Annotated in this window: 1 protein-coding gene; it reads left to right on the forward strand. The window is 30.9% G+C overall.

Going from position 1 to position 739, the window contains the following annotated elements; translation table 11 throughout:
• Positions 1–93 precede the first annotated feature (93 nt).
• On the forward strand, positions 94–720 hold the full coding sequence (locus tag NK213_RS17785; protein ID WP_253351700.1) for a plasmid pRiA4b ORF-3 family protein: 627 nt from the start codon (positions 94–96) through the stop codon (positions 718–720).
• Positions 721–739: the final 19 nt, after the last annotated feature.

Below are 739 nucleotides of genomic sequence, written 5' to 3' on the forward strand. Positions count from 1 at the left end.
GATAAAAGAGAAGAAGATGAACCTGATTGATTTCAGGTTTATTTTTTTATTATTTGTATGCTATAATGAGAAAAAACTAAAAGGAGTTAATATATGAGAGCTTATAAATTAAGAGTTACACTTTCAGATACACATATACCGATTTGGCGGGAAATAATTGTGCCTGTAGATATAACATTTGATGAATTGCACGTAATATTACAATACACAATGGGCTGGTACAATTGTCATCTGTATGAGTTTAAAATAGGAGATATAGAAGTGACAACGGATGAGGAAGCTCTGGATGAGGTTAGATATTTCAAAACTATTGAGGGAATGAAAAAGTTGGCTGAATTAAGAAAAAGTAGATTTTTTGTAGACAGAACTAAAACGTTGAAAGATGTTGATGAGTTTATTGAAGAATATTTTGATAGTAATAAAATAATAGACTACACTTATGATTTTGGAGATGATTGGAAACATGAAATAGATGTTCTGGAAAAAATAGAGAATTACCCCCATGATTACCCACAAGTATTAAAATTTAAAGGAAATTGTCCACCAGAAGATTGCGGAGGCACAAGAGGGTATGAAGAATTTCTGAAAATAATTAATAATAAATCTCATACCGACAATGAAGAAAATGTATTATGGGCAGAGGGACAAGGTTATGGAAGTTATGATATAGATGAGATAAATGTGGCTTTAGAAGAAGCGTTTGAGAGAATTGAAGAATAAGAAAGAGGCTAATTTTATA

Origin of the sequence: Sebaldella sp. S0638 (genome assembly GCF_024158605.1) — a bacterium.
Taxonomy (GTDB): domain Bacteria; phylum Fusobacteriota; class Fusobacteriia; order Fusobacteriales; family Leptotrichiaceae; genus Sebaldella.

Excerpts from the sequence above, each read along its gene's own strand:
- NK213_RS17785 (WP_253351700.1), top strand. The coding sequence starts at position 94 with ATGAGAGCTTATAAATTAAGAGTTACACTTTCAGATACACATATACCG.